Source organism: Microbispora sp. CA-102843 (assembly GCF_050936215.1).
Classification (GTDB): domain Bacteria; phylum Actinomycetota; class Actinomycetes; order Streptosporangiales; family Streptosporangiaceae; genus Microbispora.
The window spans coordinates 3,096,193-3,120,184 of the sequence record NZ_JBNJNF010000001.1 but is presented as its reverse complement, the minus strand read 5'-3'; the positions used below and the strand labels follow the sequence as shown (position 1 = coordinate 3,120,184).

The window sequence follows — 23,992 nt, the reverse complement described above, 5'->3', positions numbered from 1 at the left end:
CTCGCCGGATCTTGTCACACAGGTAGGCTCCCGGTCCGGGACGCGGAAAGGTAGCGATTTAATGGCCGACTTCGGACATGAGCTGTGGTTCGGGGCGTTTCTCACGCCCGACGCGGCGGGACACCACCGGATCGTCCGGCAGGCCGTGCTCGCCGACGAGATCGGGCTCGACATCATCGGCATCCAGGACCATCCGTACCTGCCGGCGTTCCTGGACACCTGGACGCTGCTGTCCACGCTCGCGGGGCGCACCGAGCGGGTGCGGCTGTTCCCCGACGTGGTGAACCTGCCGCTGCGGCCGCCGGCGGTGCTCGCCAGGGCCGCCGCGTCCCTCGACATCCTGAGCGGGGGCCGGGTCGAGCTGGGCCTCGGCTCCGGGGCGTTCTGGGACGGCATCGCGGCCATGGGAGGCCCGCGCCACAGCCCGCGCGAGGCCGTGGACGCCCTGGAGGAGGCCGTCGCGGTCCTCCGCGCGCTGTGGACTCCCAGTGACGAGGACGTGCGGCTCGACGGCAGGCACTACCGGCTGGAGGGCGCGCGGCCGGGGCCGTTCCCCCCGCATCCGATCGGGCTGTGGCTCGGCGCGTACAAGCGGCGCATGCTGGAGCTGACCGGGCGGCTCGGCGACGGGTGGGTGCCCTCGTCCGGCTACGCCGCGCCCGGCGAGCTGGGCGCGATGAGCGAGATCCTGGACGCCGCGGCCGAGCGGGCCGGGCGCGACCCCGCCGAGATCCGCCGCGTCTACAACATCGAGGGCCGGTTCTCCGGCGTCGCCGGGGAGGGGTTCCTGGACGGGCCGCCGGCCGTGTGGGCCGAGCAACTCTCCGAACTCGCGCTCCGCCACGGCACGAGCGTGTTCGTCCTCGCGGTGGACGACGACAGGGACCTCAAGGTCTTCGCCGAGGAGGTCGCCCCCGCCGTGCGCGAGGCCGTGGCGCGGGAGCGCGCCCGGGGGCCGCGGCCGGACGCCGAGGGCCCGATCGAGATCGCGAGGGCGACACCGGCGGGGGCGGTGCTCGACGAGGCCACCCGGCCGCGGCTGCCCAAGCGGGACATCGCCGCGCTCCACCCGCGGCAGCAGGCGAACGGCCGGCGGCTCGTGCTCATCCACGACCACCTGCGCGGGGAGCTGACCCAGATCAGGGACGCCCTGGAGCAGGTCGCCGCGGGCCGCTCCGACGCCGCCGCGCTCCGCTCGATGATCAACGAGCTCACCATGCGGCAGAACTACTGGACGCTCGGCACGTTCTGCGCGTCGTACTGCCGCCTGCTGACCACCCACCACACGATCGAGGACGAGCACATGTTCCCGATGCTGGCGGCGGCGCAGGAGTCGCTGGCGCCGGTCGTGGCCCGGCTGGAGCAGGAGCACGAGGTCATCGCCGGGGTGCTGACGGAGCTGGACGCCGCCCTCGTCGCGATGATCGAGGACCCGGACCGGCTCGACGGCGTGCGCGACCAGGTGGACCTGCTGTCGGACGTGCTGCTGTCACACCTGCGCTACGAGGAGGAGGAGCTCGTGGAGCCCATCGCCCGCCTCAATCTGGACATCTGACGCCTTCCGCCCCGGCGGACTCCCATGAGCCGACGAGCTTTGTGACGGCGGTGACACGGACTGCTCACGGGGACGCCTGTTTGGCACCCCAGGACGACGCGGTTCTGGGATGATCTCGAGGAAAACCATCGGACGTCGAGAGACCGTGACTGATGCCCCCCATTGACCAAATAACCGCCTTCGCGTCGGCCCATACGGCCGGAACGATCACCATCAGCGTCATCGCCCTGGTCTTGCTGGTCCTGGCCTTCTTCGCCCTGCGCGCCCTGATCCGCCTGTTCCGCCGCTGGGCGGCGGGCCGGCCCACCGAGGACATCCTCACCATCGTCGCCGCCAGCATCGCCACGGGTGTCTCCGCCCAGGGCATGTGGCGCTTCTCCGGCGACGTCCTCGGGTTCGACGGGCCGCTGCGGCTCCTGCTGTTCGCCTTCATCGAGGTCGCCGTCATCACCAGCGCCGTGCGGGCGCGCCGCAACATGCGGGAGAACTACTCGGCCGGCATCGACGGCATCGCCGTGTGGATCCTCACGTCCCTGTCGGCCGTCCTGTCGAGCATGGACGCCCGCAGCGTCGCCGAGGCCGTCTTCCGTCTCGCCGCCCCGCTCGTGGCCGCCTGGCTGTGGGAGCGCGGCATGGCCATCGAACGGGTCCGCATCACCGGCCGGGGCCGCATCAACTGGCGGCTCACCCCCGAGCGCGTGCTGGTCCGGATCGGCCTGGCCGAGGCGAGCGACCGTACGGCGAGCGAGGTGGACGCCCACCGCAGGCTGACCAGGGTGGCGCTGGCCGCCAAGCGGGTCCGCGCGCTGCGCGAGGCCGGGGCGTCCGGCCGCAAGCTGCGCGCCGCGATGGCCAGACTCGACAAGGCGATGGACCAGGCGGTGGAGTACACCGGCCTGGCCGTGGACGAGAAGCGGCAGGAGGCCCTGCTGTCCCAGATCGGCGCGCTCTACAACACCTCCGCGCTGATCGACCTCACCCCGCCGATCCCCTGGGCGCCCGAGCCCGAGCAGCCCGCTCCCCCGGCGCTGCCCGCCGCGGCCATCGCCGAGCTGATCGACGACGAGGAGGATGACGTCCCGGCCGAGCCTGCGCCGCCCGTCGTCGACACCGCCCAGCGCGCGGCCCAGCTCCGCACCGCCCGGCAGTACTGGGACCAGCAGATCGCACGCAAGTACGTCCCCCGGGCCGCCGACATCGCCCAGGAGGTGGGCATCCCGCTCCTCGTGGCGAAGGAGTGGCGGGCGCTGTGGAAGCTCGAACCCCAGGCGTACGCGCTGATCGAGGCGGCGTACCGGGAGCACGGGATCGTCGACACCGGCACGTTCCCTGCCATCGAGGTGCCCGAGCGCGAGCGCGTGCTCGTCGTGAACGGCTCCGCCTCGGGAGCGGCCGCGCACGGCTCCTGACGGGGAGCCCTGCCCGGCTCCCGACGGAAACGGGGCGGTGGGACCGGACGGACCGGTCCCACCGCCCCGTCGCGTTGCTCCAGGGGCGCCTTTCCGCCTCCGCATCCCACGCCCCCCTCTCCCCTTCCACGCCACCCCGCACGTGCCCACGCACCCAGCGGGGGTTTCCCGGGTCGCTTTCCCGACATAGCGGGGCAAGGAGACTCCTACTTTCCCGTGACATCGCGGGCGCGGGGGCGGACGTCCTCTCCTGTGGCGGCCACACCGTCACGCGTTGGGAGGGGCTCATGGAGATCTCGGGGGACGGCGCGGGGAACCGCGTGGCCCGGCTTGCGGGCGGGCGGGACCAGGTGGGGCGGGCGCGCAGGCTCGTGTCGGCCGCGCTCGGGCGCGGCCATCCCCGGCACGACGACTGCGTGCTGCTGACCAGCGAGATCGCGACGAACGCGGTCGTCCACTCCCGCTCCGGAGACGGCGGCACCTTCACCGTCACCGTCTCGTGCCTGCCCGACCGCGTACGGGTCTGCGTGGAGGACGACGGCTCGGCCGGACCGCCGTGCGCCGGTCATCCGCTCCCCAACGGGTCGAGCCAGGGCGGACGCGGCCTGCCGCTGCTGGACATGCTGGCCGACCGGTGGGGGCTGGTCCGCGAGGGCGGCCGCAACGAGGTGTGGTTCGAGGTCTGGTCCGACGGCGACCGGCACCCCGCCGCGCTCCCCCGCCCGGCCGCGTGGGTGCGGCCGGCGGCCGCGGCACGCGGCGCGGCCGGCGCGACCTCCGGCTGACCCGGTCCTCCCGGTCGCGGGCGGCCCTGCCGGGCGCCGCCCGCGAGGAGCCGTGGCGCCCAGATACGGGCCGAGATACGGCATCGGCGTGCGTTTCGGTGGTACTACACCGACGTCGGGTGATTTTTTAGGCAAGGAAGGGGCAAAACCAACTTAATCAATCGGGAAAGTAGGAGGACTCCCATGGCCCTGCCCGACTTCCTGGTCATCGGGGTGCCGAAGGCCGGCACCACGGCCCTGCACGCGGCGCTGGCCCGCCATCCCCGGCTGTTCATGTCTCCCGTCAAGGAGCCGAAGTTCTTCCTCACCGACGGCCCGCCCCCGGCGAAGGGCGGGCCCGGGGACGCGCAGACCTACCGCGAGCACGTGTGGCGGCGCGCCGACTACGAGGCGCTGTTCGCGGAGGCGCCGCCGGGGGCGTTACGCGGCGAGTCCACCCCCTTCTACCTGTACGACCGCGCGGCCCAGCGGCGGATCCGGGAGGCGATCCCGTACGCGAGACTCATCGTCTCGCTGCGCGACCCCGTGGAGCGCGCGCACTCGAACTGGACCCACCTGTGGTCGGCCGGCCTGGAGCCGATCGGCGACGTCATCGAGGCGTGCGCGGCCGAGAAGCGGCGGATCGCCGACGGCTGGTCGCCGTTCTGGCACTACGTCGGCCTCGGCCGCTACGGCGAGCAGCTCGCGCACCTGTTCACGCTGTTCCCCCGCGAGCAGGTGCTGGTCTTCCGCTACCGGGACCTGGTCGACCGCCCCGCCACCACGCTCGACCGCATCTGCGCGTTCCTCGGGGTGGAGCAGGGACTGATCGGCGAGGTGCCCAGGGAGAACGTCACGGCCCATCCGCGGCACAGCCGCAGGCACCGCCTCCTGGCCCGGCTCGCCCGGCTCGGCGATCCGGTGCTGGGCCAGCGGCTCACCGCGCCGCTGGAGCGGGTGCTGCAGCGCGACGGGCAGCCCCGGCGGCCGCTCACCTGGGAGCAGCGCCAGGAGCTGCTCGCCTACTTCGCCGCCGACATCGCGCTGCTGCGCGACCTGCTCGGCCGCGACTCCTTCGGCGAGGACTTCGGCGACTGGCTGCGCCCCCGGGAGCGGTCGGGCGGCCTGGTCGGAGCCCGGCCGTCCGGCCAGCGGCAGGCCCGCAACGGCCGCGCTAGGAGCGCCTCCGACCCGGCCGCCGGGCCGCCGGACGTGGACGGCCCGCAGGGAGGCGATCCCATCGGGGCGTGACCCCCCGCTCGGCTCTGCCGCCGCGCGTGTCCACCGCGCATGTCCACCCTGGCCGCCGAAACCGCCCGGGAGGCGGTCAGCGCAGCTCGGTGCGCAGCTCGTGGCCCCCGTCGGCGCGGGTCAGCTCGTAGTACAGGCGATGACCCCCCGCCACGGGCACGATCGACAGGTACCGCAGCCCGCCCCCGCCGTGCTCCGACTGGGCGACGGGGGCGGTTCCGGTGGCGGTGAGCGTGGACGGGTCGGGGCCGATGGCCACGCCCGTGCGCTCCTCGTAGTTCTCCTCCGCCGACGCGCGGCCGTCGTAGTACGCGATGACGGTCCCGCCGCTGAACGTGACCGCGCTCACCCGCACGCCGCGCGAGTCCCACTCGCCCGGCCGCCGGTCGAGCGCGGTCCCCTGCCAGGTCCACTCGACGCCGTCGGCGCTGGTGGCGTAGTCGGTCACCATCTGGTCGGCCTCGTCGGGGTCCTCCAGGGGGTGGCAGGACGCCCACAGGTGCCACACGCCGCCGTGATGGAGGATCACCGGGTCCTTGACGCCGGTCTTGAGGTCGCCGGGCAGCACCACCCGCGCGTCGGCGGGGTCGAACTCCGCCGGCCCGGCGGCCTCGATCATCTCGACCCGCCAGTGCTTGGTGCCGTAGGTGGCGCAGCTCAGATACAGGCGCCATCCGCCCTCCGGCGTCACCACGAGCGTCGGGCGCTCCAGCGACTCGGTCTTCATGTCCTCCTTGGTGATCGTGAGGATCCTCTCGAACCGCTCGCCGTCGGCCGAGCGGGCGATCTCCACGGCGTACCCGCGCCCATCACCGAGCGGCCGGCGCAGCCGGTAGGCCAGGTAGATCCATCCGTCCCGGCTCACGGCACTGGGCGCGCCCGCCCAGAATCCGGGCCCGTCTCCGGGCGGAGGAACCGCGACGACTGACCGTTCCGGCTTCGGTGCGAACACGTCTCTTCTCCGTAGTGAGCGACGACGGTGGGCGGGACCCGGCTCACGCCGACCCCTCTTGGCTGTAGTGACTTACCAGCGGCCCGGCGGGAGGCCAAGTGTCCTCGCCATAGGACGGCCATGTCTATACAAAACCCGCTTGCTTTGCGGGTTTTGTCAGGATAGGGCAGACGTGCTACTGCTCGCGCCCCCTACCTGCGGAAAAGTCGGGTGAACCCGGAACGGCACGATGGCGTATCTCCGGGCGTAAGGGCATGCCGACACACGTCCGACCACTCTCAGGAGGCCCCATGCGGGCACGTATCGTCACGCTCTGCGCCGCGCCGCTCGCGCTGGCGCTGGCCGGCGCGGCACCGGCCCACCCCGCTTCGTCCCCCCACGCTTCCCGCTGGCTGGGCACCGGCCACCAGGTCCACCCGGCCGCGAACCGGTCCGCGAACACGGCGCGCACACCCGCCCGGTTCGCCGAGGTCGACCTGGTCTCCGACGTGGCGGGCAGGGCGGCCCTCACCGACCCCGAACTGGTCAACCCCTGGGGCCTCGCGATGGGCGCCACCCTCTGGGTGTCCAACGCGGGGACCGGAACGGCGACCGTCTACACCGGAGGCGCGGGAACCGCCAGGAAGGCCCCCACCACGGTGGCGATCCCCGGCGGCACCCCGACCGGCCAGGTGGCGTACACGGGCGACGCCTTCACGATCAAGGGAAAGGCCGGCGCCGCGCCCGCCTCGTTCATCTTCTCCAGCCCGAGCGGCGCCATCACCGCCTGGAGCGCCAAGGCCGATCCGGGCAACGGGGTCATCGCCGCGTTCACCCGCGGCGCCGACTACAAGGGCCTGGCGCTGATGAACACCGACCGGGGCACGTTCCTGCTCGCGCCGTCCTTCTCCCACGGCGCCGTCCACGTCTTCGACGACGACTTCCGGCGGGTGCGGCTGTCGCGCCGCCAGTTCCGCGACCCGTTCCTGCCCGCGCACTACTCCCCCTTCAACGTCGAGATCGCCGGAACCTCGGTCCTCGTCGCGTACGCCAAGCGGGATCCCGAGACCGGCAGGCCGGTGGCGGGCCGGGGCAACGGGTTCGTCAGCCAGTTCACCGCGAGCGGCCGCTTCGTGCGGCGCCTCGCCTCCCGCGGCCCGCTGAACGCGCCCTGGGCGATGACACTCGCCCCCGGCGGGTTCGGCGCGTACGCGGGTGCGCTGCTGGTCGGCAACTTCGGCGACGGATGGATCAACGCATACAACCCGAGGACCGGCCGCTACCTCGGCCCGCTGCGCGGGGCGGACGGCAGGGCGATCGCCGTCGAGGGGCTGTGGGACCTCGAACCCGGCACGGCCGGCAACGGCGGCACCGACGCGGTGTGGTTCTCGGCCGGCATCTCCGGCGCGCGGCACGGCCTGCTCGGCCTGATCCGCCCGGCCACGGCCGCGGGCGCCGCCACGCCCACTACGACCACTCCGACCCCCACATCCACGCCGTCACCCACGACCTCGGTCAGGCCGGCGCCGTCGCACTCTCACCCCGCCTCCCACCCGTCCGGCCGCTACGGTTACTGATCGGCGCAGCTCATCGCGACCGGCCGCGGGACATGACCACCCGAGGCCGGTCGCCCATCCCTGAAGGCGGTATGACTTTAGACATGGACAAGGCAGACATCGGAGTGACGGGCCTGGCGACCATGGGTCGCAACCTCGCCCGGAACTTCGCCCACCACGGTCACGTGGTCGCGGTGCACAACCGCACGGAGAGCCGTACAACCCGGTTCATGGAGGAGCACCGCGACGAGGGCGCGTTCCTGCCCGCGGGCACGATCGAGGAGTTCGTGGCCTCCCTCGAACGGCCGCGCAGGGCGATCATCATGGTCAAGGCCGGGGCGCCAACCGACGCCGTGATCGAGGAGCTCGCCGCCGTCATGGAGCCGGGCGACATGATCATCGACGGCGGCAACGCCCACTACATGGACACCCGCCGCCGGGAGGCCGCGCTGCGCGAGCGGGGCATCCACTTCGTCGGCACCGGCATCTCGGGCGGCGAGGAGGGAGCGCTCAACGGCCCGAGCATCATGCCCGGCGGCGACCCCGAGGCGTACGAGACGCTCGGCCCCCTGCTCGAGGACATCGCGGCGAAGGTCGACGGGGTGCCGTGCTGCGTGCACGTGGGCCCCGACGGCGCCGGCCACTTCGTCAAGATGGTGCACAACGGCATCGAGTACGCCGACATGCAGCTCATCGCGGAGTCGTACGACCTGCTCCGGCAGGCCCTCGGACTGAACCCGAAGGAACTGTCCGACGTCTTCCGCGAGTGGAACCGGGGCGACCTGGAGTCGTACCTCATCGAGATCACCGCCGAGGTGCTTGGCCACGTCGACCCCGCCACGGGCAAGCCGTTCGTGGACGTCGTGCAGGACCAGGCCGAGCAGAAGGGCACCGGCCGCTGGACCGTGCAGAGCGCCCTCGACCTCGGCGTTCCGGTCACCGGCATCGCCGAGGCGGTGTTCGCCCGGGCGCTGTCGGGCCACCCGGAGCAGCGGGCCGCCGCCCGCTCGCTCGCCGGTCCCTCCGGCACGGCCGGTGACTCCGGCCTCGTCGAGGACGTGCGGCGGGCGCTGTACGCCTCCAAGGTGGTCGCGTACGCCCAGGGGTTCGACCAGATGGCCGCCGCGAGCGCGGAGTACGGCTGGAACCTGAACCTGGGCGAGATGGCCACGATCTGGCGCGGCGGCTGCATCATCAGGGCGCGCTTCCTCGACCGGATCCGGGCGGCGTACGACGCGGACCCGAACCTGCCGACGCTGCTGGTGGACCCGACGTTCGCCCAGGTCCTGGAGGAGGCCCAGGAGTCGTGGCGGCGGGTCGTGGCGACGGCGGCGACGATCGGGGTGCCCACGCCGGGCTTCTCCTCGGCGCTCGCCTACTACGACGGGCTGCGCCGCGACCGACTGCCGGCGGCGCTGCTGCAGGGGCTGCGCGACTTCTTCGGCGCCCACACCTACCGACGGGTCGACCGGGAGGGCTCCTTCCACACGGACTGGTCGGGTGACCGGGCCGAGCGGCCCGCCTAACCACCCCGGAAACGCCGGTACGGCGCACGCCCGCGCGGGGGCGTGCGCCGTACCGGCTCTGAATCAGGTCAGCCGTATCAGCTCTGAATCAGGTCATTCGAAGGCGGCGGCGGCCATCGGCTCCGCCTTCTCGCCGTCGGCGGCGCCGGGAGCGCCGCTGCGCAGCGGGACGTGCTTGATGAAGGCGGCGATCACCGGAACGATCGCGGCGAACACGACCGACCACAGGAAGACCGAGCCGATCGCGTTGGCGAGCGCCTCCAGGAACCCCGCCTTGACCGGCGGCGGCATCTGCTCGAGCATCTTCGGGTCGATCTGGCCGCCCCCGGCGCCTGCCAGGGCGGAAGCCTGCGCGCCGAACTTGGCCGCGATCTCGTCGGCGAGCCGGTTGTTGAAGATGGCGCCGAACAGCGAGATGCCGAACGAACCGCCGATGGAGCGGAAGAACGTCGAGGCGCTGCTGGCCACGCCGATGTCCTTCTGCTCGACGCTGTTCTGCGCGATCAGCATCGTCGTCTGCATCAGGAAGCCCATGCCGAGGCCGAGGACGGCGATGTAGACGCCGGTCCGCCAGGACGGGGTGTGGACGTCCTGCGTCGACAGCAGCCACACGCCGATGGCCATGATCACGCCGCCGATCACCGGGAAGCTCTTGTACCTGCCGGTCTTGGTGATCGCCCTGCCGACGAACAGCGACACGACCATGGACGAGGCCATCATCGGGAGCAGGAGCAGCCCGGAGTTGGTGGCCGTGGCCCCCTGCACGATCTGCTGGAACATCGGCAGGAAGGTGATCGCGCCGAACATCGCGAAGCCGAGCAGGAAGCCGAGCACGTTGATCAGCGTGAAGTTCCGGTTGGCGAACACGTGCAGCGGCAGGATCGGCTCGGCCGCCCGCCGCTCGATGGGGACGAACACGGCCAGCGCGACGACCGCCAGGGCGGCCAGCCCCAGGATCTGCCAGGAGCCCCACGGGTATCCGTGCGCCTGACCGCCCCACGAGGTGATCAGCACGACCGCGGTGATCGCCACGGTGAGGACGGCCGCACCGAGCCAGTCGATGCGGTGCTCGGTGCGGTGCCTGGGCAGGTGCAGCTTGAGGATCAGCCAGATCAGCGCCACGCCGCCGAGCGGGAGGTTCACGTAGAAGGCCCAGCGCCAGTTCAGGTTGTCGGTGATGAAACCGCCGACCAGAGGTCCCGCGATCATGGCGAGCGACATGATCGCCGCCATGATGCCCTGGTACTGACCACGCTCACGGGGCGGGACCAGGTCGCCGATGATCGACATCACGCCGACGATGAGCCCGCCGGCGCCGAGGCCCTGCAGCGCGCGGAAGGCGATCAGCTCGATCATGCCGTCGCCGGTACCGCCGAACAGCGACGAGCCGGCCATGCCGCACAGCGCGGAGCCGACCAGGAAGATGCCGATCGAGCTCAGGAAGACGTTCTTGCGGCCGTAGAGGTCGCCGAGCTTGCCCCAGATCGGCGTCGAGACCGTGGTGCCCAGCACGTACGCGGTGGTGACCCAGGTGAAGTAGTCCAGGCCCTGAAGCTCCCCGACGATCCTCGGCATCGCGGTGCCGACGATCATGTTGTCCAGCATCGCCAGCATCATCGCCAGCATCAGACCGGGTAAGACGATCATCACTTCCCGGGACCGGCCGGGCGCGGCCGCGGTCTCCGTCGTCATGGGTGCCCCCTTTGAAGGAATTTACTTACTTGCCGACAGGCTAGTGCCGGAGGCACGGTATTGTCCTTACTTGCCGGCCGTCAAGTTAATTAGGAACAGTCAGGAATGGGTGCTCATACCGACACGCGCAGCCGCATCCAGGAGGTCGCGATCAGGCTCTTCACCGAGCAGGGGTACGAGGCGACATCGCTCCGGGAGATAGCCGAGGCCCTCGGCGTGACCAAGGCGGCACTCTACTACCACTTCCGCACCAAAGAAGACATCGTCGCCAGCCTGATCGAGGACCGCGTCAAGGCGCTGGACGAGCTGATCGCGTGGGCCAACGGGCACCCCCGCAGCACGGAGACCCGCCGGGAGCTGATACGCCGCTACTCCGCCCAGATGACCCACGGACGCCACCACGAGATCATGCAGTTCATGGACCGCAACAAGACGGCGCTGCAGGGGCACGCCAAGGTCGACCTGATGCGCGAGCGCATGGGCGAGCTGATGCAGGCGCTGTGCGAGCCGGACGACCCGCTGCCGATCAGGCTCAGGCGCTCGATGGCGCTGTTCGCGATGCACGCCGCCTGGTTCTTCATCCGGGACGAGTCGGCGACAGAGGAGGAGCGGACCGCGGCGGGACTGCAGGTCGCCCTGGAATTGGCCGACGGCTCAGGCGGTTGATCCTCCTCTGATGGGAAGGTGATCGACCATGCTGTTTGGACAGGAACACGTCAGGCGCTACATCGAGACCGACGGCGAGGAAGGCCACGACTGGCAGGGCACCACGGTGGCCATCCTCACCACCAAGGGCCGCAAGTCGGGACAGCCCCGCAGCACCCCGCTGATCTACCAGCCGTACGGGGACGCCTACCTGGTGGTCGCCTCCAAGGGCGGGGCCGACGAGCACCCGCTGTGGTACCGCAACCTCCAGGCCGACCCCGAGGTGGAGTTCCAGATCAGGGGGGACAGATTCAAGGCGCGCGCCCGTACGGCGGCCGCCGGGGAACGACCGGACATGTGGCGGACGATGGCCGCCACCTGGCCCGCGTACGACGAGTACGCCACGAAGACCGACCGGGAGATCCCGATCGTCGTCATCGAGCGCGCGTAAAACAACGCGCGCCGCACGAAGGCATGCCGGGCACCGGCGGTCAGGAACCGCCCGCTGCCCGGCCCGCGCCGCCGTCCGCCGCGGACGGCGGCGCGTCGTCCTCCACGTGCAGGTGAACGCGCTCCCCGTCGTGGTCGAAGATGCTCAGGATCTCCACCGGTCCCTCGTGGGCGTCGATGCTGTGCGGGGTCATGGTCGAGAACTCGGCGGCGTCCCCCGCTCGCACCAGGATGGTGCGCTCGCCCAGCTGGAGGCGGGCGGTGCCGGACAGCACGGTGAACCACTCGCGGCCGGGGTGCACCTTCAGGCGCTCGGCGGCGGCCGGCCGGTCGGGGGTGATGCGCAGCTTCGCCACGGTCACGCCGTGGAGGGAGCGCTCGCGCGACAGGAGCCAGGTGGTCATGCCGCGCGCGTGCGAGGGCTCCGGCCTGATCACCACGTCCTCGTCGTCGGCGGACTCCACGAGCTGGTCGAGCGTCGTGTCGAGCGCCCGGGCGATCGGCACCAGCTGGTCGAGGGCGATCCTGCGGTGCCCGGTCTCGATGCGGCTCAGATTCGACGGGCTGAGGTGGCAGCGGGCCGCGAGGGCGTCCAGGGACCAGCCGCGCGCGAGCCGCAGGCCGCGGATCCGCTGCCGGACCACCCGGTCCAGGTCGAGTTCTTGCTCCATAGGCAAGAGTGTATGCCGTAGGCGCATGGAGCGCCTAGCGTGAGGTCATGACCCACGCTCCCCACCATCACCCGCACCAGGACGAGCACACGCACCAGGACGAGCACAGTCACCAGGACGAGCACAGTCACCACGACGAGCAGGGGCTCGCGGACATGCTGGACCTGGACGCGCGGGTGCTCGGCCCGCACCTGGACGAGCTGACCGGCTGTGTCCGGCGGCATGCTCCCGAGACGACCCGGAGGATCGCCGACATGGGCGCGGGCACCGGCACCGGCGCCCTGGCACTGGCACGGCGCTTCACTACGGCCGAGATCGTCGCGATCGACCAGTCGCCGGTGATGCTCGACCGCCTCCGCGCCGCGGCGCACGCGCAGGGGCTGGACGACCGGTTGCGTGCCGTACAGGCCGACCTGGACGCCGGCTGGCCCCCGATCGGCGCCGTCGACGTGGTGTGGGCGGCCTCCTCACTCCACCACGTCGCCGCCCCGGACCGGGTGCTGCGCGACATCCACGCGGCGCTGACCCCCGGCGGCCTGCTGGCGGTCGTCGAGATGGACGGGCTGCCGCGTTTCCTGCCGGACGACATCGGCGTGGGCCGTCCCGGCCTGGAGGCGCGCTGCCACGCGGCGGCGGCGCGGACGGGCTGGAACGCGTACCCCGACTGGCGGCCCCACCTGGAGCGGGCCGGTTTCGAGATGGCGGAGCAGCGCACCCTCACCGTCGAGATGAGCCCGGCGCCGCCGGACGCCGCGCGCTACGCGCACACCGTGCTCAGCCGGTTCCGCTCCGCCCTCGACGGCCACCTCGCCGACGACGACCTCGACGCTCTCGATCACCTGCTGGCCGGCGACCACCCCGGTGCCGTCCTCAACCGCCGCGATCTGACGGTGCGCGGCAGCCGGACCGTCTGGGCGGCCCGCCGCCCCTGAACCCGATCCCACCGGAACACGACGAAGGAGTCAGCCCAGTGACCACGAATATGACGTACGACGTCGCGATCGTCGGCGGCGGTGCGGCGGGCCTGAGCGCGGCCGTCGCGCTGGCGCGCTCCCTGCGATCGGTGCTCGTCGTGGACGCCGGCGAGCCGCGCAACGCGCCCGCCGACGGCGCGCACAACGTCCTCGCGCGAGACGGGATCCCACCGCTCGAACTCCTCGCCGCCGGGCGGCGGGAGGCGGAGCACTACGGGGCGCGCATCCGCCACGACCGCGCCGTCGCCGCCCGTCGTCATGACGGCGGGTTCGAGGTGGATCTCGCCGGCGGCGAGACGGTGCGGGCCCGGCGGCTGCTGCTCGCGACGGGGCTGGTCGACGAGCTCCCCGACATCCCCGGAGTGCGGGAGCTGTGGGGCAAGAGCGTGCTGCACTGCCCCTACTGCCACGGGTGGGAGGTCCGCGGGCAGCGCATCGGGGTGCTCGGCACGAGCCCCCTCGGCGTCCACCAGGCCCTGCTGTTCCGCCAGCTCAGCGAGCACGTCACGCTCTTCACCCACCGCATGCCCGACCCGGGCGGCGACGCGGAGGCCCAGCTGGCCGCCCTGGACGTCCCGGTCGTGAGCGGCGGCGTCGCCGGGCTGCGCGTGGACGACGGTGTCCTGCGGGCCGTCGTCCTCGACGACGGGCGCGAGTTCGGTGTCGACGCGGTGACGGTGGCGCCCCGGTTCGTCGCGCGATCGGACCTGTACGAGCAGCTCGGCGGCGCCCTCACCGAGCACCCGGCCGGAGCGTTCATCGCCACCGACCCGATGGGACGCACCGAGATCCCCGGGGTGTGGGCCGCGGGGAACTCCAGCGACCTCGCGGCGATGGTCGCGGCGGCGACGGGGGCCGGGGTCATGGCCGCCGCCTCCGTCAACGCGGATCTCGTGGCCGAGGACGCCGCCGCCGCCGTCAAGGCGCGGACCGCGCGGTGATCCCCCCGGCTCGGGAAGTGCCGGTCTCCTGACACCGCCGGCCAGTGACTCATGCGGCCGTCGGCGGTATCTTTCCCGCGTGATCCTCAGTGACGGGGGAGGTTCCGTGAGCGACGGCCGTACCGCCGAGATCATGATCGCCGAGGCCAGGAAGGCCTTCTGGGTCATGGTCGGCTTCCTGGCGTTGATCTGGGTCGTTCAGGTGGCCAACTGGGCCTCGGACTACTCGCTCAGCTACAGCTATGGAATCAGGCCCTGGAACGTCGAGCGGCTGCCCGGGATCGTCTCCGCGCCGCTCCTCCATTGGAGCTGGGCGCACATCGAGGGCAACTCCGGGCCGCTGTTCATCTTCGGGTTCCTCGCGGCCTACCGGGGCGTACGGCGCTTCCTCGGCGTGACCGGGCTGATCGCCGTCGCCAGCGGGCTCGGCTCGTGGTTCACCGCCGACTCCTCCACGGTCGGCGCGGGCGCGAGCGGGCTGGTGTTCGGCTACTTCGGGTACGTGCTCGTACGCGGAGCCTTCGACCGGCACCTGATCGACATCGTCATCGGCCTGGTCATGGGCCTGTGCTTCGCCTACCAGTTCGCCGGGCTGCTGCCGGCCGAGGGCATCGGCTGGCAGGCCCACGTCTTCGGCTTCGCGGGCGGCATCCTCGGCGGCTACCTGTTCCGCGACCGCCGGGTCAAGATCGTCGAGAAGGACGCCGGGGGGAACGCCTCCGGCGGAACGGCGCCCGGCGACTCCCGGTCCGCCCTGCTCAAGGAGATCGAAGACCTCGGCCTCTGACGCGTACGGGTCAGGTCTCGGGCTGGTCGGGCGGGTGGAAGGGGATGCTGGCGGTGAGCGCGAACCCGCCCTCGGCGGTCGGGCCGTACGTGAGCCGCCCGCCCACCAGGCCGACGCGCTCGCGCAGGCCGGGCAGCCCATAGCCGCCCCCCGCGTCGGCTGGCACCCGGACCGGCACGGCCCGGCTCTTGCCGCTGTTGACCACCGACACGTTCAGCACGTCGCCGTGGGCCTCGCAGACCACCTGCACGTCGGCTCCCGGCGCGTGCTTGCGCACGTTGTTGAGGCCCTCCTGGACGACCCGGTAGCAGGCGTGGCCGGTCTGCCGCGACAGCGTCTCCTCCGGCACGTCGTAGTGCAGGGCGACACGCAGGCCGGTGGCCCTGCTCTCCTCGACCAGGCGCGGTATCCCCTCGACGCTCTCCGCCGAGGGCGGCAGGTCCTTGCGCCGCAGCGCCGTGAGCAGCTCGCGCAGCTCAGTCAGCGCCCGCACGCCCTTGTCCTCGATGTTCCTGGCCAGCTTGCGGATCTCGTCGAGCTCGTCGGCGTCCTGGATGAGACCGGCGTTGAGGACCATCACGGTGACCGCGTGCGTCACCGTGTCGTGCAGCTCGCCCGCGATGCGGCGGCGTTCCTGGGCGGCGGCGCGCTCCTCCCTCGCCCGCACGCCCGCCCGCAGCTCCCGGATCATCGAGCGGTAACGCCACACCCAGGTGCCCACCAGCGCGGGCAGGAAGATCAGTGTGATCGCCCGCACCGCCACGGCGACGGGCAGCCGGTCGGTGTAGGGGCTCGCCCAGTCGGCCAGCGCGTAGACCCCCGTCAGGACGACGGACACCCACGGCCACCGGCGCACCGTGTTCTGCGCCGTCATCGAGTACGCCCCCAGCATCAGCGGCATGGTCTGGCCGGTGAGCACGGCGCAGGCGACGGTGGCCGGGATCATCGGCCAGGCCGTACTGCGCCGCGCCAGCATGGACGCGGCCGCCGCGCCCGCCGCGGCTATCTGCGCCCACCACGGCACGGCGAGGAACGGCAGGGCCGGGAAGGAGCGGCCGAACAGCACCGCCGGGACCGTGAAGGCCAGGACGGCGACGGCGAGCACCACGTCGGCCGCCGCCTCCCGGCGCGCCGTGAGCCCGGCCCACTTCTCCCCCATACCGCTAGTTTGTGGGTTTGACCTGCGGCTTCGTGCAGCGCCACACCCCTTTGACGTAGCTGTGCCACACCTTGCCGTACGTCGGGCCGGTCGAAACAGTCATGCGTCTTGGGCAGGATAAGAGCGTGAGCGAAAGCATGAGCCTCCTCCGCCGTCTTCCGTCCGGCTCCGAACCCGACGCGCTGTTCGACACGTTCGTGTCGTGGAACGCCGATCGCGGGCTCACGCTTTATCCCGCGCAGGAGGAGGCGCTGATCGAGGTCGTCTCCGGCAACAACGTGATCGTGGCCACGCCCACGGGCTCGGGCAAGAGCTTGATCGCCGCCGGGGCGCACTTCGCGGCGCTGGCCCGGGACGAGATCAGCTTCTACACCGCGCCGATCAAGGCGCTGGTGTCGGAGAAGTTCTTCGATCTGTGCGCGCTGTTCGGCACCGAGAACGTCGGCATGATGACCGGCGACGCCACCGTGAACGCCGACGCGCCCGTCATCTGCTGCACGGCCGAGATCCTCGCCCAGATCGCGCTGCGCGACGGCGCGGACGCCGACGTCGGCACCGTGATCATGGACGAGTTCCACTTCTACGCCGAGCCCGACCGCGGCTGGGCCTGGCAGGTGCCGCTGCTGGAGCTGCCGCAGGCGCAGTTCGTGCTGATGTCGGCCACGCTCGGCGACGTCGAGCGCTTCCAGACCGACCTCACCCGCCGCACCGGCCGCACCACCAGCGTGGTCAAGCACGCCGAGCGCCCGGTGCCGCTGATCTACTCCTACCGGACCACTCCCCTGCACGAGACGCTGGAGGAGCTGCTGTCCACCCAGCAGGCCCCGGTGTACGTCGTGCACTTCACGCAGGCCGCGGCGATGGAGCGCGCCCAGGCGCTCATGAGCATCAACATGTGCACCAAAGCCGAGAAGGAGGCGATCGCCACCCTCATCGGCAACTTCCGCTTCACCACCCGCTTCGGCCGGGCCCTGTCCCGGCTCGTACGGCACGGCATCGGCGTGCACCACGCCGGCATGCTGCCGAAGTACCGCCGCCTGGTGGAGCGGCTGGCCCAGGCGGGCCTGCTGAAGGTCATCTGCGGCACCGACACGCTCGGCGTGGGGGTCAACGTCCCCATCCGCACCGTGCTGTTCACCGCGCTGTCGAAGTTCGACGGCACCAAGGTGCGGCGCCTGCGGGCACGGGAGTTCCACCAGATCGCCGGGCGGGCCGGCCGGGCCGGCTTCGACACGGTCGGGTACGTCGTCTGCCAGGCGCCCGACCACGTGATCGAGAACGAGCGGGCGCTGGCGAAGATCGGCGACGACCCCAAGCGGCGCCGCGGCTACGCGCGCAAGAAGCCTCCGGAGGGGTTCGTCGGCTGGAGCGAGGAGACGTTCGAGAAGCTTCAGACGGCCGAGCCCGAGCCGCTGACCTCCCGGTTCAAGGTCAGCAACGCCATGCTGCTGTCGATCATCAACCGGCCCGGCGACTGCTTCCAGGCGATGAAGCGGCTGCTCACCGACAACCACGAGGATCGCAAGGCGCAGCGCCGCCACATCAGCCACGCCATCGCGATCTACCGCTCGCTGCTGGCCGGCGGCATCGTGGAGAAGCTCGCCGAGCCCGACGAGCACGGCCGGATGGCCCGGCTCACGGTGGACCTGCAGGAGGACTTCGCGCTCAACCAGGCGCTGTCGACCTTCGCGCTGGCGTCCTTCGAGCTGCTCGACCGCGGCTCCCCGACGTACGCGCTGGACATGGTCTCGATCGTCGAGTCGACGCTGGACGACCCCCGCCAGATCCTGCACGCCCAGCTCAACAAGGCCAGGGCCGAGGCGGTCGCCCAGATGAAGGCCGACGGCATCGAGTACGAGGAGCGCATGGAGCGCCTCGCCGAGATCACCCACCCGATGCCGCTGGCCGACCTGCTCTTCGGCGCGTACGAGACCTACCGGCGCGGGCACCCGTGGGTCGGCGACCACGTCGTCAGCCCCAAGTCGATCGTGCGCGACATGTACGAGCGGGCCATGACCTTCACCGAGTACATCCAGTTCTACGAGCTGGCCCGCTCGGAGGGCACGGTGCTGCGCTACCTGGCCGACGCCTATCGGACGCTGTCGAAGACGGTGCCCGAGCACCTGAAGACCGACGACCTGGTGGACCTCATCGAATGGCTCGGCGAGCTGGTGCGCCAGGTCGACTCCAGCCTGATCGACGAGTGGGAGAAGCTGGCCAACCCCGCCGAGGCGCTGGCCGCCGGGCAGGAGCTGGAGACCAGGACCCGCCCGGTCACCGCCAACGCCCGCGCCTTCCGGGTGCTGGTCCGCAACGCGATGTTCCGCATGGTGGAGCTCGCCGCGCTGGACCGGGAGGAGGAGCTGGTCGAGCTCTACCCGGACGTCGACTGGGGCGCGGGCCTGGACGCCTACTACGAGGAGCACGACGAGATCCTCACCGGCCCGGCCGCCCGCGGCCCGGCCCTCCTGCTCATCGAGGAGGAGAAGGAGCTGTGGCGGGTGCGTCAGATCATCGACGACCCGGCGGGCAACCACGACTGGGGCGTCAGTGCCGAGGTGGACCTGGCCGCCTCCGACGAGGAGGGCCACGCCATCCTCCACGTCACCGGCCTCACCCGCCTCTGACGCCCCGGAATGTATGTCGCGTGGGACGTCCCCAGACGGCGGCCGGCGCACAATCGCGGGGCGCGCGAGCCCGGACACCGCTAACGTCCCAGACCTGCCCGCCGCAGGCGGGGACCGGGTCAGCCGTAGAACTTCTTCGCGCCCTCGTGGAGCGGCACGGGGTCGGTCTTCGGCGCGTCGGCCAGGGTGATCTCCTTGGCCGACGCGTGCACCTTCTCCAGGTCGGCCCTGTGCTCGAACAGCAGCCGGGTCAGGCTCTCCGCCAGCGCGGCGTCCATCGCCGCGTTCACCACGAGGAGGTTCGGCACGACGATGGTCGGCACGTCGGACGGCGTGCCGTACGCCGCCTTGGGGATCACGCCCTCGGTGTAGACGGGGCCGTGGGCGGCGCGCACGGCGGGCAGCACGTCACTCAGCGGCACGAAGGTCACCTCGTCGCGCATGCTCGTCACCAGGTCGGTGATGCCCGAGGTGGGCAACCCGCCCGACCACACCAGCGCGTCGAGGGTGCCGTCCTTGAGCCCCTGCACGGTCTCGGGCAGCGACAGCGCCTGACGCCTGACGTCCTTGTCCGGGTCGAGCCCGGCGGCGGCGAGCAGCCGCAGCGCGATCACCTCCGTTCCCGAGTTCGGCGAGCCCGTGGACACCCGCTTGCCGCGCAGGCCGGCGACGGACGTGATCCCGGCGTCGGTCCGCGCGATCACGTGGGTGTAGTTGTCGTACAGCCGGGCGAGCGCGCGGATCGGCTGCGGGGCGATGAAGGCGCCGGCGCCCTTGACCGCGTCTGCGGCCGTGTCCGCGAGCGTGAAGGCGATGTCCGACTGTCCCCTGACCACCCGCTGGATGTTCTCCACCGAGGCGCCGGTGGCCTCGGCGGTGGCCCGGTGGCCCGGCAGGTGCTTGTCGATCAGCTCGGCGAGCCCGCCGCCCAGCATGTAGTAGACGCCGGTGGTGTTACCGGTGGCGATCGACAGGCGGGTCCCACCGCCTCCCCCCGCGGTCGACCGATCGCCCCCGCAACCGGCGGCCAGCAGCGCCGTGGTGACGGCCAGCGCCGTCACGAGCCTGAACCTCACGGACGCGCCTCCCTCTGTCTGCGTACAAGATGGACGGCCAGCGCCAGGGCCGCTACGCCCAGCCCGGCCAGCACGGGCCAGGGCGACAGGACGAGCAGCAGGACCGCGGCCACCGCGCACAGGCCCCGCTCGACCGGGCCGGCGGGGCCGGCGATCCAGCCGCCGGTGGCCGCTGCGAGGACGGCCACGGCCAGCGCGGACACCGCCGCGGCGAGCAGGACCTCGCCGATCGGTCCCTGGGCCAGCAGGGCCGCGCCGGACGGCGTGAGCACGAACGCGAACGGCACGAGGAACGCCGGGAGCGTGTACTTCCAGGTGGCCCACATCGTGCGGTGCGCGTTGCCGCCCGTGATCGCCGAGGCGGCGAAGGCCGACAGCGCCGTCGGCGGGCTCACCTCGGACAACACGGCGTAATAGAAGATGAACATGTACGCCTCGGCCGGGGTGACGCCGAGGTTCAGCAACGCGGGACCGATGATCACGGCGGCGCCGACGTCTCGTGCCGGGTCTCGGTCACGCGTCTCCCCTGCGGTGCGGCAAGCCCTTGACCGCAAGGTACGCCGAACTTGACTTTTTGTAGTCACGATCCGGATCACAGTCCGGTCACGGAGCGTAGTCCCGTTCTCACCCGGCCTCGTCTCGCCGGTCAGTCGCGGACCCTCCGGGCGGACCGGAGGACGTAGGCGGCGAGCACCGCGGCCCCGGCGACGGCCTGCGCCGCGACGTACGGCGCCACCGAGGCGGGCCGCGAGGCCAGCGCGGCGATCGCGGGCAGGGACCCGAGCAGCGCGAGGTCCACGCCGGTCGCCGCCCAGATGAGCGGCCCGGTCGGCACCGCGCCGCCCGGGGTGTCGATGACCGGCATGGAGTGGTCGACGGGCCGCCGCCGGGCCATCCGCAGCGCGCCCGCGGCGAGCGCGGGCGCCGCGGCCGGCCCGAGCGCCCACCAGGCCCCCGACGGCAGCATGCCCGCGACCTGGAGCACCGCCAGGGCGAGCGCCGACCAGGAGGCGGCCAGCAGCGCGGGCAGCACCGCCCGGGCGGCCATCACGGCCCTGCCGTCCACGGCCAGCATCCGGGCCAGGGCCGGATCGCCGCCATCGCGCCGTACCCCTCCCGTGCACGTCGCGGCGGCGGTGAGCGCCCCGCACAGCAGCATCCCGGCGGCCGGCGCGGACCCGCCTCCGGTGGCGTTCACGCAGACGGCGGGCAGGGCCGCCGCGCCGAGCAGCGCCGCCAGGCGACCCGGTCGCCTGCCCACCCGCAGCCACTCCTGCCAGGCCAGCGCGGGCGCCGGGCCGAGCCGCGACACGAGGCGGGGCCAGGGGCGGGAACGCAGCGCACGGCCGCGCCAGTGGGCGTCCTCCGCGACCCAGGTGAGCATCCCAGGATCCAGCGTGGTCGCCGCCGAGGTCACCCGTGCCGTCCGGGTCGAGGAGGCCAGGATCCGGCGGGCGGGGATGTGGGCGAGCGCCGTCCAGGCCTGCCGTACGAGGAAGGCGGCCACGACGGAGGCGACGCCCGCGACCGCCGCGCCCAGGGACGCGGGCGCCTCGGCGACGGCGGCGAGGATCCGGCGGCCGGGGCCCGCGCCGAGCACGGCCGCGAGCACCGCCACGGAAAGAGCCCCGGCGATCACCAACTGCAGCCGGGCGTCCGACGCCGGGGACTGCTGGCCGAGCACCGCCGTGGCCATGCCGCCCACGCCCGCCGCGACGCCCAGCGCCAGCGCCGCCGCGAGACGCACCCCGAACTGATCGGGGGCTCCGAACACCGAGAGCGCGATCAGCCCGAGCGCCGCCCCGGCGAGCACCGCCGCCGACAGCAGGAGCAGCGCCGTACGGCCGAGCACGGCCCGGCGGGGCAGCGGCGACGTCACCAGCCACGAGGCGTCGGCGGCGGGCAGCACGACGGGTCCGAGCGCCCGCGCCAGGGCGAGGAAGCCCGCGTAGGCCGCCCCGACCAGTGCGAGCCCAGGGCCGAGCCGCGCGGGATCGGCGTGATGGGCCAGCCCGGCGAGCGCCTCGGCCACCGGGCGGCCGAGCACCGCGGCGACGACGAGCAGGCCGAAAACGCTGGTGTAACGGTCCGACCAGGTCGCCGGCCGCCCACGGCGGGCACGGAGGTAGGCGAGGGCGGGGTGCGTCCGCGTGGCCGCCGGGATCACGACGCCGCCCGCAGCGTGATCACACGGGCTCCCGTATCCTGCGCCAGCCGCGCGTCGTGGGTGGCCATCACGACCGTGCCGCCCTCGGCGGCGTAGCCGCGCAGGATTCCCGCGAGGCGCTGCCTGAACCCGGCGTCCAGGCCGCGCTCCGGCTCGTCGAGCAGGAGCAGGCGGCTCGGCCGGAGCAGCGCCATGGCCAGCGACAGCCGCTGCCGCTGGCCGGTGGACAGCGACAACGGAGCGAGATCGGCCCGGGCGCTCAGCTCGAACGTCTCCAGCGCCTCGTCGACCGTCAGGCGGGCGTCCTGCTGGACGGCCCGCATCAACTCCAGGTGTTCGCGGACGCTCAGGCCCGGATACCAGGCGGGCTCGTCGCCGGCCTGCACGACCTGCCGCCAGAAGTCCGGCAGGTCCGCCGGCGGCCCGCCGAGGACGTCGATCTCGCCGCGCGGCGAGGGGTGCAGGCCGGCCAGGCATCGCAGCAGCGTCGACTTCCCGACGCCGTTCTCCCCCATGACGGCGACGATCTCGCCCGGAGCAGCGGTGAGATCGACGCCGCGCAGCACGGGCACGCCGCCCAGGTCCAGCCCGACCCCGCGGGCCGTGATGATCGCGTTCGCCATGCCCCGAGCCTACGCAGCCGCCGCCAGGCCGGCGCAGCGAGCGCCGTGAACACGCTCAGCCGCCGGAGGTGGGGTCCTCGGCCCCGGCGCCGGGGATCGTCATGTCGTCGGGGTCGTCGAGCCAGCCGTGCGGCAGCGACACCTTGGACCTCTCGCCGCTCTTGCCGCGCGGGCCGTCGGCCTCTTCCGGCCACGGCTGGTCCGCGTCGAGCTCGGCCACCCGCTCGGCCATCTCCGGCAGCCGGGTGACCGAGGTGAGGGCGCGGCGGGTCTCGGCTCCGACGACGAAGCCCTTGAGATACCAGCCGACGTGCTTGCGGAAGTCGGCCAGCCCGTGCGCCTCGCTGCCGATGACCTCGCACAGCAGCTCGGCGTGGCGCAGCATCATCGCGCCGACCTCCCCCAGGCGGGGCCGGACGCGCTCGGCCGAGCCCCGGAAGGCCAGGTCGAGGTCGCGGAACAGCCACGGCCGCCCCAGGCAGCCCCGCCCGATCACCACCCCGTCGCAGCCGGTCTCCGCGACCATGCGCAGCGCGTCGTCGGCGCTCCAGATGTCGCCGTTGCCGAGCACCGGGATCTCCGGCACCGCGTCCTTCAGTCGCTTGATCGCGTCCCAGTGCGCGGTGCCGCCGTAGTGCTGGCGGGCCGTACGGGCGTGCAGGGCGACGGCGGCGAGGCCCTCCTCCACGGCGATGCGGCCCGCCTCGACGTAGGTCAGATGGTCCTCGTCGATGCCCATGCGCATCTTCATCGTGACCGGCAGCGGCCCGGCTCCGGCCACCGCCTCGCGCAGGATGGCACGCAGCAGGTTGCGCTTGTACGGCAGGGCCGACCCGCCGCCCCTGCGGGTGACCTTGGGCACCGGGCAGCCGAAGTTCAGGTCGATGTGGTCGGCCAGGTCCTCCTCGGCGATCATCCGTGCGGCCTTGCCGATCACGGCCGGATCGACCCCGTACAACTGGATGCTGCGAGGGGACTCGTCCGCGCCGAACCGGATCATCTGGAACGTCAGCGGCACCCGCTCGACCAGCGCCCGCGAGGTGATCATCTCGGACACGAACAGGCCGCCGCCCTGCTCCCGGCACAGCGTGCGGAAACCGATGTTCGTGATGCCCGCCATGGGGGCGAGCACCACCGGGGGCCAGACCTCGAGCGCGCCGACTTTCACCCGTTCATTCTCCCCCGCTG

The 23,992-nt window shown here is 72.4% G+C and carries 21 protein-coding genes; 12 read left to right on the top strand and 9 right to left on the bottom strand.

The window, feature by feature from the left end; all coding sequences use genetic code 11:
• Positions 1 to 61: 61 nt before the first annotated feature.
• The 4 genes from ACQEVJ_RS14680 to ACQEVJ_RS14665 all read left to right on the top strand — a co-directional run bounded on the left by ACQEVJ_RS14680 (position 62) and on the right by ACQEVJ_RS14665 (position 4,979).
• Complete coding sequence (locus tag ACQEVJ_RS14680) at positions 62 to 1,555, top strand: LLM class flavin-dependent oxidoreductase (RefSeq protein ID WP_433101150.1); 1,494 nt, start codon at positions 62 to 64, stop codon at positions 1,553 to 1,555.
• A gap of 152 nt (positions 1,556 to 1,707) precedes the next feature.
• Positions 1,708 to 2,964 (top strand): hypothetical protein, encoded by a 1,257-nt coding sequence (locus ACQEVJ_RS14675; protein WP_433101148.1) that lies wholly within the window; start codon positions 1,708 to 1,710, stop codon positions 2,962 to 2,964.
• Positions 2,965 to 3,251: 287 nt separating this feature from the next.
• Positions 3,252 to 3,749 carry an ATP-binding protein gene (locus tag ACQEVJ_RS14670; RefSeq protein WP_433101146.1) on the top strand — a complete coding sequence of 166 codons (498 nt, stop codon included), beginning with the start codon at positions 3,252 to 3,254 and terminating at the stop codon, positions 3,747 to 3,749.
• Positions 3,750 to 3,932: 183 nt separating this feature from the next.
• Complete coding sequence (locus ACQEVJ_RS14665) at positions 3,933 to 4,979, top strand: sulfotransferase family protein (protein ID WP_433101144.1); 1,047 nt, start codon at positions 3,933 to 3,935, stop codon at positions 4,977 to 4,979.
• A gap of 76 nt (positions 4,980 to 5,055) precedes the next feature.
• Here the strand turns inward: ACQEVJ_RS14665 and ACQEVJ_RS14660 are convergent, their stop codons facing one another.
• Positions 5,056 to 5,931 (bottom strand): hypothetical protein, encoded by an 876-nt coding sequence (locus ACQEVJ_RS14660; protein ID WP_433101142.1) that lies wholly within the window; start codon positions 5,929 to 5,931, stop codon positions 5,056 to 5,058.
• A gap of 290 nt (positions 5,932 to 6,221) precedes the next feature.
• Between ACQEVJ_RS14660 and ACQEVJ_RS14655 the strand changes: the two genes are divergently transcribed.
• Together ACQEVJ_RS14655 and gndA are read left to right on the top strand one after the other, a co-directional pair.
• Positions 6,222 to 7,487 carry a TIGR03118 family protein gene (locus tag ACQEVJ_RS14655; RefSeq protein ID WP_433101140.1) on the top strand — a complete coding sequence of 422 codons (1,266 nt, stop codon included), beginning with the start codon at positions 6,222 to 6,224 and terminating at the stop codon, positions 7,485 to 7,487.
• A gap of 83 nt (positions 7,488 to 7,570) precedes the next feature.
• Positions 7,571 to 8,992, top strand: coding sequence for an NADP-dependent phosphogluconate dehydrogenase (gene gndA / locus ACQEVJ_RS14650; RefSeq protein WP_433101138.1), 1,422 nt, complete (start codon positions 7,571 to 7,573; stop codon positions 8,990 to 8,992).
• Between the two features lie 93 nt (positions 8,993 to 9,085).
• Here the strand turns inward: gndA and ACQEVJ_RS14645 are convergent, their stop codons facing one another.
• Complete coding sequence (locus ACQEVJ_RS14645) at positions 9,086 to 10,684, bottom strand: MDR family MFS transporter (RefSeq protein WP_433101136.1); 1,599 nt, start codon at positions 10,682 to 10,684, stop codon at positions 9,086 to 9,088.
• A gap of 105 nt (positions 10,685 to 10,789) precedes the next feature.
• Between ACQEVJ_RS14645 and ACQEVJ_RS14640 the strand changes: the two genes are divergently transcribed.
• Positions 10,790 to 11,350, top strand: a complete 561-nt coding sequence (locus ACQEVJ_RS14640) for a TetR/AcrR family transcriptional regulator (protein WP_433101134.1) — start codon at positions 10,790 to 10,792, stop codon at positions 11,348 to 11,350.
• 28 nt (positions 11,351 to 11,378) lie between these two features.
• Positions 11,379 to 11,780: a nitroreductase family deazaflavin-dependent oxidoreductase gene (locus ACQEVJ_RS14635; protein ID WP_433101132.1), complete on the top strand. Its 402-nt coding sequence runs from the start codon at positions 11,379 to 11,381 to the stop codon at positions 11,778 to 11,780.
• Between the two features lie 40 nt (positions 11,781 to 11,820).
• On the opposite strand, the gene ACQEVJ_RS14630 is transcribed toward ACQEVJ_RS14635, so the two are convergent.
• Positions 11,821 to 12,450 (bottom strand): helix-turn-helix domain-containing protein, encoded by a 630-nt coding sequence (locus ACQEVJ_RS14630; RefSeq protein WP_433101130.1) that lies wholly within the window; start codon positions 12,448 to 12,450, stop codon positions 11,821 to 11,823.
• Between the two features lie 47 nt (positions 12,451 to 12,497).
• On the opposite strand from ACQEVJ_RS14630, the gene ACQEVJ_RS14625 reads away from it, so the two are divergent.
• From ACQEVJ_RS14625 to ACQEVJ_RS14615, 3 genes are all read left to right on the top strand, one after another.
• Complete coding sequence (locus ACQEVJ_RS14625; RefSeq protein ID WP_433101128.1) at positions 12,498 to 13,382, top strand: methyltransferase domain-containing protein; 885 nt, start codon at positions 12,498 to 12,500, stop codon at positions 13,380 to 13,382.
• A 38-nt stretch (positions 13,383 to 13,420) separates the two neighbouring features.
• Positions 13,421 to 14,365: an NAD(P)/FAD-dependent oxidoreductase gene (locus ACQEVJ_RS14620; protein WP_433101126.1), complete on the top strand. Its 945-nt coding sequence runs from the start codon at positions 13,421 to 13,423 to the stop codon at positions 14,363 to 14,365.
• 106 nt (positions 14,366 to 14,471) lie between these two features.
• The gene (locus ACQEVJ_RS14615) at positions 14,472 to 15,152 is read left to right on the top strand and encodes a rhomboid family intramembrane serine protease (protein ID WP_433101124.1); all 681 of its coding nucleotides are present in this window, start codon (positions 14,472 to 14,474) and stop codon (positions 15,150 to 15,152) included.
• Between the two features lie 10 nt (positions 15,153 to 15,162).
• Here ACQEVJ_RS14615 and ACQEVJ_RS14610 read toward each other — a convergent pair whose 3' ends face one another.
• A complete protein-coding gene (locus ACQEVJ_RS14610) occupies positions 15,163 to 16,311 on the bottom strand; it encodes a sensor histidine kinase (RefSeq protein ID WP_433101122.1) in 1,149 nt (382 codons plus the stop codon).
• Positions 16,312 to 16,448: 137 nt separating this feature from the next.
• On the opposite strand from ACQEVJ_RS14610, the gene ACQEVJ_RS14605 reads away from it, so the two are divergent.
• Positions 16,449 to 18,938, top strand: coding sequence for a DEAD/DEAH box helicase (locus ACQEVJ_RS14605; RefSeq protein WP_433112730.1), 2,490 nt, complete (start codon positions 16,449 to 16,451; stop codon positions 18,936 to 18,938).
• A gap of 119 nt (positions 18,939 to 19,057) precedes the next feature.
• On the opposite strand, the gene ACQEVJ_RS14600 is transcribed toward ACQEVJ_RS14605, so the two are convergent.
• From ACQEVJ_RS14600 to dusB, 5 genes are all read right to left on the bottom strand, one after another.
• Entirely contained in the window at positions 19,058 to 20,014 is a 957-nt protein-coding gene (locus tag ACQEVJ_RS14600; RefSeq protein WP_433101120.1) for a TAXI family TRAP transporter solute-binding subunit, read from the bottom strand.
• Complete coding sequence (locus ACQEVJ_RS14595) at positions 20,011 to 20,496, bottom strand: TRAP transporter large permease subunit (RefSeq protein ID WP_433101118.1); 486 nt, start codon at positions 20,494 to 20,496, stop codon at positions 20,011 to 20,013. The genes ACQEVJ_RS14600 and ACQEVJ_RS14595 overlap by 4 nt, the downstream gene beginning before the upstream one ends.
• A 164-nt stretch (positions 20,497 to 20,660) precedes the next feature.
• Positions 20,661 to 22,181: a DUF6297 family protein gene (locus tag ACQEVJ_RS14590; protein WP_433101116.1), complete on the bottom strand. Its 1,521-nt coding sequence runs from the start codon at positions 22,179 to 22,181 to the stop codon at positions 20,661 to 20,663.
• Positions 22,178 to 22,804, bottom strand: coding sequence for a heme ABC exporter ATP-binding protein CcmA (gene ccmA / locus ACQEVJ_RS14585; protein ID WP_433101114.1), 627 nt, complete (start codon positions 22,802 to 22,804; stop codon positions 22,178 to 22,180). The genes ACQEVJ_RS14590 and ccmA overlap by 4 nt, the downstream gene beginning before the upstream one ends.
• A 55-nt stretch (positions 22,805 to 22,859) precedes the next feature.
• Entirely contained in the window at positions 22,860 to 23,972 is a 1,113-nt protein-coding gene (dusB, locus tag ACQEVJ_RS14580) for a tRNA dihydrouridine synthase DusB (protein ID WP_433101112.1), read from the bottom strand.
• Positions 23,973 to 23,992 lie beyond the last annotated feature (20 nt).

Bases quoted from the DNA above. Each gene is read 5' to 3' on its own strand.
- ACQEVJ_RS14680 (WP_433101150.1), top strand. From the start codon at position 62: ATGGCCGACTTCGGACATGAGCTGTGGTTCGGGGCGTTTCTCACGCCC.
- ACQEVJ_RS14675 (WP_433101148.1), top strand. From the start codon at position 1,708: ATGCCCCCCATTGACCAAATAACCGCCTTCGCGTCGGCCCATACGGCC.
- ACQEVJ_RS14670 (WP_433101146.1), top strand. From the start codon at position 3,252: ATGGAGATCTCGGGGGACGGCGCGGGGAACCGCGTGGCCCGGCTTGCG.
- ACQEVJ_RS14665 (WP_433101144.1), top strand. From the start codon at position 3,933: ATGGCCCTGCCCGACTTCCTGGTCATCGGGGTGCCGAAGGCCGGCACC.
- ACQEVJ_RS14655 (WP_433101140.1), top strand. From the start codon at position 6,222: ATGCGGGCACGTATCGTCACGCTCTGCGCCGCGCCGCTCGCGCTGGCG.
- gndA (WP_433101138.1), top strand. From the start codon at position 7,571: ATGGACAAGGCAGACATCGGAGTGACGGGCCTGGCGACCATGGGTCGC.
- ACQEVJ_RS14645 (WP_433101136.1), bottom strand. From the start codon at position 10,684: ATGACGACGGAGACCGCGGCCGCGCCCGGCCGGTCCCGGGAAGTGATG.
- ACQEVJ_RS14640 (WP_433101134.1), top strand. From the start codon at position 10,790: ATGGGTGCTCATACCGACACGCGCAGCCGCATCCAGGAGGTCGCGATC.
- ACQEVJ_RS14635 (WP_433101132.1), top strand. From the start codon at position 11,379: ATGCTGTTTGGACAGGAACACGTCAGGCGCTACATCGAGACCGACGGC.
- ACQEVJ_RS14630 (WP_433101130.1), bottom strand. From the start codon at position 12,450: ATGGAGCAAGAACTCGACCTGGACCGGGTGGTCCGGCAGCGGATCCGC.
- ACQEVJ_RS14625 (WP_433101128.1), top strand. From the start codon at position 12,498: ATGACCCACGCTCCCCACCATCACCCGCACCAGGACGAGCACACGCAC.
- ACQEVJ_RS14610 (WP_433101122.1), bottom strand. From the start codon at position 16,311: ATGGGGGAGAAGTGGGCCGGGCTCACGGCGCGCCGGGAGGCGGCGGCC.
- ACQEVJ_RS14605 (WP_433112730.1), top strand. From the start codon at position 16,449: ATGAGCCTCCTCCGCCGTCTTCCGTCCGGCTCCGAACCCGACGCGCTG.
- ccmA (WP_433101114.1), bottom strand. From the start codon at position 22,804: ATGGCGAACGCGATCATCACGGCCCGCGGGGTCGGGCTGGACCTGGGC.